This window comes from Methanocalculus sp. (genome assembly GCF_029762515.1).
In the GTDB taxonomy this organism is placed as follows: Archaea; Halobacteriota; Methanomicrobia; order Methanomicrobiales; family Methanocorpusculaceae; genus Methanocalculus.
This window is the reverse complement of the sequence record NZ_JARVGN010000029.1, coordinates 1-9,934: the sequence shown is the minus strand read 5'-3', so window position 1 is coordinate 9,934 and position 9,934 is coordinate 1. Positions and strand designations below refer to the sequence as shown.

Annotated in this window: 7 protein-coding genes and 1 tRNA gene; 3 read left to right on the top strand and 5 right to left on the bottom strand. The window is 39.8% G+C overall.

Features of this window, described 5'->3' with window-relative positions; genetic code table 11:
* Positions 1 to 194 (top strand): hypothetical protein (locus QCH34_RS01875; RefSeq protein ID WP_300329145.1); only part of this gene is annotated, 194 nt, incomplete at its 5' end.
* Here QCH34_RS01875 and QCH34_RS01870 read toward each other — a convergent pair.
* The 4 genes from QCH34_RS01870 to QCH34_RS01855 all read right to left on the bottom strand — a co-directional run bounded on the left by QCH34_RS01870 (position 191) and on the right by QCH34_RS01855 (position 7,547).
* Complete coding sequence (locus QCH34_RS01870) at positions 191 to 1,699, bottom strand: Swt1 family HEPN domain-containing protein (RefSeq protein WP_300329143.1); 1,509 nt, start codon at positions 1,697 to 1,699, stop codon at positions 191 to 193. The genes QCH34_RS01875 and QCH34_RS01870 overlap by 4 nt on opposite strands.
* Positions 1,700 to 1,708: 9 nt before the next feature.
* Positions 1,709 to 6,481, bottom strand: coding sequence for a tetratricopeptide repeat protein (locus tag QCH34_RS01865; RefSeq protein ID WP_300329140.1), 4,773 nt, complete (start codon positions 6,479 to 6,481; stop codon positions 1,709 to 1,711).
* A gap of 532 nt (positions 6,482 to 7,013) precedes the next feature.
* On the bottom strand, positions 7,014 to 7,250 hold the full coding sequence (locus tag QCH34_RS01860) for a hypothetical protein (protein WP_300329137.1): 237 nt from the start codon (positions 7,248 to 7,250) through the stop codon (positions 7,014 to 7,016).
* A 223-nt stretch (positions 7,251 to 7,473) separates the two neighbouring features.
* A tRNA-Phe gene (locus QCH34_RS01855) sits at positions 7,474 to 7,547 on the bottom strand.
* Positions 7,548 to 7,698: 151 nt separating this feature from the next.
* Between QCH34_RS01855 and QCH34_RS01850 the strand changes: the two genes are divergently transcribed.
* Positions 7,699 to 8,772, top strand: a complete 1,074-nt coding sequence (locus QCH34_RS01850; RefSeq protein ID WP_300329134.1) for a phosphoesterase — start codon at positions 7,699 to 7,701, stop codon at positions 8,770 to 8,772.
* Here QCH34_RS01850 and QCH34_RS01845 read toward each other — a convergent pair.
* The gene (locus QCH34_RS01845; protein ID WP_300329131.1) at positions 8,759 to 9,490 is read right to left on the bottom strand and encodes a hypothetical protein; all 732 of its coding nucleotides are present in this window, start codon (positions 9,488 to 9,490) and stop codon (positions 8,759 to 8,761) included. The genes QCH34_RS01850 and QCH34_RS01845 overlap by 14 nt on opposite strands.
* Before the next feature lie 44 nt (positions 9,491 to 9,534).
* Here QCH34_RS01845 and QCH34_RS01840 point away from each other — a divergent pair.
* A partial coding sequence (locus tag QCH34_RS01840; protein ID WP_300329126.1) for a class I tRNA ligase family protein occupies positions 9,535 to 9,934 on the top strand: 400 nt, incomplete at its 3' end.

The following is a 9,934-nucleotide window of genomic DNA, read 5'->3' as shown; positions in this document are numbered from 1 at the left end:
GTACGCCCCTTTTAGGCCAGGCATTAATATCAATTCACCTTATTGAGTTCCATTTCAAGCCAAAAAGCATCAGATCGGTTGCCGTCCGTACAGGAGAAGATCCCGAGCTACAGAAGATAACAGAGAACTTGGAATTGAGGTTGTCGTATATCCCAAGAAAGAGATTACAGCCAAAGTGGCAAACTTGGGTTTAAGCGTTTTTTGTTTTAAATTCTCGAATTCTTTCCAATATTTCCTTGCAATAGCCTTCTGCATTAATTTTTTCCGATTCCGAGACGCAGTCAAATCTGTTATGAGCAAGAGGATTTCGTATTTTTGCGAGTAGTTCAACTTTTTGTGCCCAATAATTTTTATCTTTATAAAAAATATCTTTAAAAATTGGCGTCCATTCGAAAAAAATAATCTCAAATAAGTCATGCGGGTAAGTAAAATCTAATATTCTATCAGATGCTTTTATTCCGAAATTTGCTTTTTCTTTTTGTTGCCTTTGACGACAATTCTCAAACATTGTCTTGAGAGATTGTTTTTGATTTTCAAGAATTCCAACCCAATTAAGCCCATGTTTATTCTCTAATTGCGTTGTGATTATTTCACGGAGACCTTTTTCAGTTTGACACCAAATGGGCCAGAATTCTACTTCACGACTGATCAATGCGAGATATTCCTGAAAGTGTTCAGAGTATCCGTGATATAATCCACTAGGATGAGGTGTGATTATGCCTTGCTTGAGTAAACGTTCAACATCACCTTGGGTTACATCAATAACAGGACCAAATAAAATTTGAAGTAATTTATTTAATGTCGCATCATCTTGATGAAGATGAATGATACTTTTGTAATAATCTTCAAATGAGCATTGAACTTCTGAGATTGAATTTATCAAATCAACACGATGGGTATCAGGATAATTTTTGAAAATTTCATCTCCAATAAGTGCGAGAAGATAGGGATGATTCCCACAGTACTTGTTGATATTATCTACCTCACTTTTAGTAATTTCAATTCCCGCATATTTGAATTTCATGTAGTATTCTTCTAGGTCATCACCATCGTACATTCCTAGGTAATATTTTGAAAACACATCATTAAGAGTTGATATAATTTCACTTTTTTCTTCAATTTCATGGAGATTCCTCCGAGAAATTGTGATAAATGTAACACCATAATCGGGATTGTAACACAATTCCCGTACATTGTGGAATCCGCTGACATCTCCTTTGAAAAATTTTCGTGAATAGTCGAATTCATCTAAAATGAAGAGAGATTTTATTCCAGATTTCCTCACACTTTTAAAAAATTTTTGCAAATTATAAAAATAATCTGGAGATGTTATACACGTTGAAAAAAGGAGTTCTGCGGCCTTTTTGATTTTGTTATCTTCAAGATTATTATCAATAATTTCTGTATATAATTCAATTCCAAGTTCCTTGAAAAAAGTCGATCCTTCATTGAATTTCCCAATGGGAATCCATATTGGAATTATGTTCTGTTTGATTAGTTCGTTTTTTTGGGAAATAATTTTATGATATATTAGGCTGCTTTTGCCGATCCTAGGCTCACCAATTATGGCAAGATTTCCTGGAGTATCGGGATATAAAATTTTTTCATCAATTACTTTAAATTGCTTTTTCCTGCCAATAAAAAAATCTCCAGATACGATTTTTCCCACTGATGCAAATGGATTCTTAAGAGGTACCATTTTTCCACCCTATGGATGAGCAATCAACCATTCTTTGAATAACTTTACTTTTATATCATATTGGTTATTTTTTTTTCGAACAATTACATTTCTTTCAACTAATTCATCCAGTATTTCATCGATAGATGTATCAGTGACAATATCAATTGCACTTCTTTGACAGAAACCATTTTGGCTATTAGTTGCGATGGCTCTCAATACATTTACAATGTCAATTTGTTTGATTGCTGTTGGAGATTCGTCTCCAGAACTAATAAGATTGTCAAACGTTGCTAGATCAAATGCATTTACACCAGCAATTAGATCTTGCTTTACCTGCCCAACGTCCGCTTCAGTAATGAAATTCTTATGTGTATGATTCATGTAAAAGACAAGTTTATCACATATAATTTGAATAAAAAAGGGATTGCCTGCAGTTAAGTCAATAATTTTATGGATTGCTTTTTCTTTATAGCGCGAAAGTCCAGTTTTCCCATTAATCTGAATTGGTTCATCTATTAATTTTATGGAGTCTTCCTCACTTAGATAACTGACTCTCTCATCTTGAATTACTCCAAATTCATTTGGGAATTCTGATTTGAATTTCTCCATCACATCCTGACCGACAAGGACGGCCCCGAAATAATTTCTCTCTAAAAGTGCTTTCCATAATTTCATGAAGGTTTTTGGAATTCTTCCCGTTGCGATATCATTGTAGAGATACGAGAATTCGTCAATTAAAAGAACAACCCGTTTACCACTCCAGCCAGGCGTTTTTTCCTTGACTCTATTGAAATTATCAAAGATTTCCATGAATTTAATTTCTGGACTAGGGTGTGCGAAAAAATCTTCAACGGTAGGAAAAGCCAAAACTATTTTTGATAGGTTATTTGATTCTTCGATATCAACCAATGCATCTTTTAATTTTCGAAGAATGCTCCAAAATAAATTATATACAAAAGTTTCTGAATTGACAATGATTGAGCCTAGACTGCCTAAATCAAGAATAATTAATGACGGATCGTCTTTTAGGAGAATTTTGAGATGATATAATATGGAGGATTTCCCAGAGCGTTTTTGTCCAAATATAATAATGCATTTACTTTGATCTCGGGAGTTTTGGATTGTAGTGAAAATGTTTTTAATTAAGTCGTTCCTCCCATAAAACATCTTTTTATTTGTTACAATCGTTCCGACAGCATATTGAGAGTATGGATTGTTAATTTCTTGAAATTCATTTTCAGGATATACCTGAATGTTAATGTCTCGGGGTTGTGTATTCTTAATTTCACCAGAGTAGCATTTATATCGGAGATACACGGAAAATGAGAAATTTCTTGCGTTGATTACGTTGTCTGAAAGTGAAAGGGGAATTTTTACGATTTTTTGTGTACCTCCTCTTAATGTTCCGGGGATTTTCATATCCCTCTCATTAAAACCGAAGAGATCATCATCATAAATTGCGGGGATTAATACAATAGAATCGGCAGGACTGCAGCCAATCTGGTTTTCTACAGCAAGCTGAATTTCAATATCCTGGTTATGGTGGAAATACGACGGAACAGCAAGCCTTACCGTTATCCCTGCAGATGATGTCTGATATAACATATTGAGATCATTATCTGAATTTAATTTAACATATTGAGCCAATGGAATAATCCCCATTATTGAGATTTGAGTAGGGCTATCTTGAATCTCATTTATCAGACTCTTACAATTATTACTTATTTGGATTAAAATGCGCTCCTTTTCTTCAAATGTTTTAATGTCGAACAAATCCTTGTAGTTATCAATAACATTCTTTAAATCGTGAAGTCGATCCATATCTTCCTTGAAGTAGACTTCTTCGATTATCTTTGGAATTTTATTCGAAATATCTTCCAACCAGTGTAAGCTGAATTGTTTCTCCTGAAAATATTGAAAATCATTTTTAATTTTTTTATTGGTTGAAATCAAATTTCGACGATAGTCGTTCCATATGCTAACAAATTCATTCAGATCCTCTATAGATGATTGAGCATTCACACCTTTATTTTTTAGAAATTGAATTGCTTTTTCTCTGAATTTAGGTTTATTAAATATTTGACCGAGGATTTTTTTACTAGCAAATTCACTACGGAAGATAAGATATCCAATTGCGTCAAATATCAAATCGTATGATGGACTTTTCGTGAAGATATCATCTAATACAATATTTAGTGGTAGCGTATTCGATAGGGGGATATGCTTTTTCCCCAGTGTAGAATATATGAATTTACACACGTTGTCAAGAGCAATGTTTTCAATTGAGACGTTTTGTCGGATATTATCAAATGCGATCAAAGCCTCGCAATACCACGATTTTATTGCATCTATTGATCGATTATCCTGAACAGCAGAGTCACCGCTATATGTAAATGCCTTTGCTAAATATTCATAAAACTTATTTCGATCGTCAACCTTTTTTGAACAAATCCAAGCAGCCGCTAGATAATAATTTGCTATTTCTCTTGAATTTGTTGCTTTTATTGATCTAATCGTTTTTTCAATTATCTGGATATCAATGAGGGCTTCCTTTTCAGATGCAGAATATGTATTTTTTCCAGATGTGTCAGAAAGCATCCTATTTGGAAATATCCCAGAAATATCAAAATTCTCTAATAAATATTTTGTAAACTCCGTGGTTTCTTCGTTTGAATAGTCTGAACTTACGGTAACCGTAATTATCTCTTCCAATTGACTGCTGGATTGACCAGTTTTTCTTGCATCCGATATTGCATTTTTTAAATCCACTGCAGATGCATCATAAGTCTTCTCCAATATTTTACTTAAAATGGCTTCAGCTTCATTGAATTTATTCTGTTTATAAAGGCAAATCGCTCGATTTCTTCTAGCGCTTAAATTGTCCGGTAATATGTCTAAAACACGGATAAAAGTTTTATCAGCTTCTTCGTAGTTATTCAAGTGTAAATATGAATTACCCATCTGTAAAAGGATCTGTCCTTTTTCTATGTTACTTTGCGCTTTATTATAATGATTTTCTAGTAATGTAATTAATGAATCATATTGTTCTGTTCGCCGATAGATTACTGCTAATAATTCTTCAGCATGACGAGGACTTTTAATTCTTTTAATGTGTTTTTTAAGTAATTGGATGGCTTCCTCATTTCGGTTTTCATCGCAATATAATGTAGCTAATTCAATAACTGCATTATCAAGGTTATCTTTTTCTTGAATTGCATCTAAAAAAAGATATTCGGCCTTTCTGATATCTTTCTCCGCAATTTGTGCCCTGATCGCTTTAGCAAATGAATTATCACCTAACGGAAGATTTGGAAATCGAAGATATTTTCTCCATAGAATGAACAATTCGCGAGCTTTAGAATTCTTTGAATCCACAAAAAGGATTTGTTTAATATTTGAGATGGCGGCCACATAATCCCCATTGTTGGCAAATTCGTTAGCAATTGTTAAAAGTTCATCATTAGTTTTTAAAGAGGTGATCTCTATTGCGATTGGTCCCCTGGGTCCATTGGTTTTCTCAAATATTACATCGATGCTGATTTCGTCGCTCCAAGTAACATTTGATAATTGAAATAAAACGGAATTATCAATAATTGCACTTCGATGGAAAAAGTATTCAACTCCTTCATCGTCGGCAATAAAACCATAATTACGGTCGGACTTATAGGAGTATATTCTACCACGAACGGGTATTGACTTCCCGTTTTTCAATAAGGATATTTCTTCCTCAATATCCAGGCTCTCGTTTTTTTCATGAATAATCTCTAGTTTCTCTTCCTCTTTCTGATTTACAGATAAATTTTCTTGGGTTTTTTGCTGTACAGTCGACTTGAAACTAATTTCCATCAAATTAAGTGTTTTTGAGCTAAGATCACTACCATCTTTAAATAAATCAATTACAGCCAATGCTTCGGTTAATTGTTTGTTTTTCTTTAACAACAGAACAATTGTCTTGAATAAAAGTGATGATTGAGTTGAACTGACTGAAATTTTTCTACTTGAGATTTTAATGATAATTTTTTGAAATGATTCTAAGAATTGTTTATATGAATTCGTCTCATAAGTAAGGAAGATATAAAGGTGCCATTCGTCGTCCATTTCCCAAGGAAGTTTTTCAGAGAATATCTCGTAAAGGCATTTGATTCCTGTCGAATAATCATGCTTTTCAAGTGAACTAACAAGGAGATTATGAAGGTATTTTGGATTTTTTTCAATATTAAATGCAGTACTAAAATATGCTATTGCTGCATCGTAATCTCTAAGAAAATAGGAGAAACAACCTGAATTATAAGGGATTACTGATAATTTTGGATTCTCTCCTGCTAATAAATCTAATTTTTTAATCAAACCCGAAATAGATCCAAGCTGATTGCTTTTCTTTGCATGTTGAAACCCGTTATTAATTCGATTCCAGTTTTCATTTTGTCTGTTATTAGACCCTCTTGGAAATGGTGAAGAATAGATAGGATCAAAGATGGATACTTTTGTATTTTTAATTTCGGTCTCAAAATCTCCTAAAAAACTATCAACGGTATGATCTGGGGAATCTGAAATTTTAGCTTCTAGATCTCCTTTATGGGATAGACCTGACGTAGGGGAGTTGATATTTCCAATAATCGTCCATCGGCCAATATTTCTCTCAACCTCATTTTTTGTGATTGTTGTTTTTCCGTTTTCTGTATTCAGAAGAAGATAATTATCTGAGATCGTATCAATGTGGCCGGATAATGTACTCCCATCAATAAAAAAAAAGTTTATTTGATCTCCTTTTTTTATTTGATCTTTTAACACAGAAAACATTAAATTATTCTCCCATCTGGATGTAATAAAAGATCCGATTTGAACTTTTAACCTAAAATGAATTCATAACTGACATTCGACAGCTATTTATTATACATAATATTTTTCACCCTTGACCATGATCGATATCTGGGAAGTAGCCTTTATCCAGAATGGAGCAAATGTGTGGTTAATCAGACACGGGTTAACAAGCTCTGGAGAGCAGGGGGAGATATTCACGCTCTCCTGGCTCAACAGTTAAGATTCCTCCTCCTGAATGGAAGATTTGAACCGGTTGAAATGCATCTCCGTAACAAGAACCCTCTCGACTCTGAATTGTCAGCACTCGATAGCATCAGTAATTCCCTGTATATTTAATTAAGGCTCTTAACAAGTTAGGATTGTAATAGAGTGGCAGATCCGGAGATCTGTGCGTTCACACAGTTTAAAATGGGGATATCTTTGCAGCAGCCGCTGTATAAAATCTGGATCTGGTCATGTGGCACACACGGATCTGATCTGCTCCCCATCTTACACGTGATATCGGATCGTCTCATTCCGTAACAATATCCATCCGGCCCTCTAAAACGACGTCCCCGAGGATGTATCTCACTTTCCCCTCGGTATCAAGGTTGACTTCACCGCGTCTGATCATCTGTGCAAGTTCAGTCATTGCTTCAGAAATAACTTCATCTGTCAATGCTGCTGCATTTTGCATCTCAATCTTTAGCGAGAATGATCTTCTCTTCTTCTGGTTCCGATGCATGACTTTGTCAATAAAGCTCTTCATGATATCCTGCTCAGTTCTTTCTTCTCTTTCCTGAAGCTAAAAACGTTTTGAACTACTTAATCGTTATCGGATCGGGTAGAGTACCGAATTGTATCCCATCAATACTCATGATGGCAGTTCTCATGCATGCCCTTGCAACTAACATCCCTGTCACGCTGGCGAAACAAACATAGCAAACAGGATGAAAGGCTAAACCGAGAAAGAAAACATAAAAGAAAAACCATGCCCCAGCCCGGATTTGAACCGGGGACAACCAGATCTTCAGTCTGGCGCTCTCCCAGTCTGAGCTACTGAGGCTTTGGGATTACAATATATGCCAGATCTCTATTTAATACATCCGCTTTTGCCCTGCATTCGCCCGTCCAATAACGTCCTTCTCTCTCCCTCTCCTCCCCCCTCCCCCTTCCACCGCCCCCATTTATCACGCCTGAAGAACAGACATATCACCATGAGTTCGTCCTCCGGCACCGGCAATCCCGGCAGTTCCGGCAGCTCCACCGGCGCCGGCATCCTTCATCGCATCCGTTCGCTCTTCGGCCCCAAAAAAACAGAGAAGAAGCAGGGGCCGACGTTAGAGGAGCTGGTGCGGGGGCGGACCGCCGGCATTGTCCACCTGACCCATAACGATCTTGATGCCGCCGGGGCAGATGCGATCCACAGGCGGGTCTATGGGCACGACGAGGTCTTCACCGTCTTCTCATCGGTCGGCAGGTTCACAAAGAACCTCAATTCAATAGCAAACGTCCCCGGCAAGGGCGATATCCTCTCCATCTCGGATGTCGGATACCAGAACGGCGTCGATGAAGCTGCACGGCGGGCAAAGGCATCGGGTTGGCGGATCATCTGGCGTGATCACCACCGGTGGAAGCCTGATCAGATCCGGCAGATCGAGCAGTATACAGAAGAACTCACAGTCGATACCTCCACCTGCGGGTGCGGGCTCGTGGCACGGGCACTCGCACCTGATGACCCCGTTGCCGTTGAGATTGCAACTGTCGTCTGTGACTATGATCTCTGGACCCACCGGGACCCGCGATCTGCAATCCTCGGCCAGATCGGATCCATCAATAAAAACCTCAGGCCACTCAGGAACCGATTGGAGCAGGGGATCTTCACCGATGACTGGATCGAGGAGACCTATGCGGAGATTGACCGTGAACGCACCCAGGCCATCAGGACGAGCATCAGGAGGATGAAGATCCGAAAAGGACGATACACAATCGCCTTTGCCCCCCTCATCAACTACCCAAGCGAGACGGCAGCTGCCATCAGGGAAGAATATAAAACAGATATCGAGGTGATCATCTCAGAGAACGGCCGCTTCTCCCTGAGATCAGCCCCGCCCATCTCACACCTCATCGCAGCAGAATTTGGGGGCGGCGGACACCCGAATGCTTCCGGTGGCACCTTCCCCTTCACTTTCCGGGACAAACTCTCCTTCCGGATCCTTGGGACAACCTCCCACTTCAATAGGTTCGTTCAGGTGGCAGAAGCACAAAACACACACTCTAGCGCAGAATAAACGATCCTTCTACAAGCTCGTCCCAGTATGAGGGCTTTTTGGCGGGGGCATAGCCCCCGGTCATGATGTTATCAAGATCCACAAGTTCCTTCGCAGCCCGGAGATCGGCCTCGCCCCCTTCCATCACGATGATCTTCCTGACCGTGTAGGAGCCCATGAGATCGGAAAGCAGCGGCAGATCTGCCGGTGCAATGGCAATATCCCGCTGCACTTCCAGCACTTTCTCAAGTGCCCGTTCAGTCGGGTTCAGCAGGTGCCAGAAGATCCGCCGGCCGGAGACGAGTTCGAGCTCAAGCGGCTTTGGATCCTCTTTCAGCAGTATAACATGCCCAAAGACTCCGGCATCCCGCATCATCCTGAGGAACTGCCTGAAGAAGAGGATCTGATCCTCATCAGGATCAACAAACTGTGAAGCGGCAGAGGGGAGCGACCACCAGCAGTTCTTCCGTACACTCTGCACCGCCTGGATATCATCCATCACATCATCTGCGGGTGCATCGGGAAGAGACGCTGTCCTCGCCCGCTCATGGTAGAACCAGCCGCCGGCAGCCGGGGTATGCACCCCCTTCTGCGCTTCAAGCGTCTTCATCAGGTGATAGGTGACCAGATCGCCGCTCTGACCTGCGCGGGCTTTTGCCCATTCGCTGAGATCGGTGACTGAAGGAGTATCGACCTCGGATCCAAGGCTCCGTACCGGTATTGCCAATCGCTTCGCCATAGTATACCCTGTATTTTATACGATCCAGCGCAAAAAGCATATTGATGAGTGGTACACCGAAACTGGTTACATGCGGACTTCCCTATACCAATGGATTATGCCATATCGGGCACCTGCGGACCTATGTGCCCGCCGACTGCTATGTCAGGCATCTCAGGCGTGCAGGTGAGGAGGTTCTCTTTGTCTGCGGTTCAGACAATCACGGAACTCCGATTGTCGTATCTGCAGAAGAGGCGGGCACCACCCCGCGGGCGCTCTCGGAAAAATACCATGATCATTTCAAAGAGACCTTCGAACGGATGGGTGTCATCTTCGACCATTTCGGGATGACCGACAACAAAACCAACCATGAACGGACTCAGTCGATCATCAACCGCCTGATCGACCGTGGCTATGTCTACTCCGAGATCATCAACCAGAGCTACTGCACCTCCTGCGAGCGTT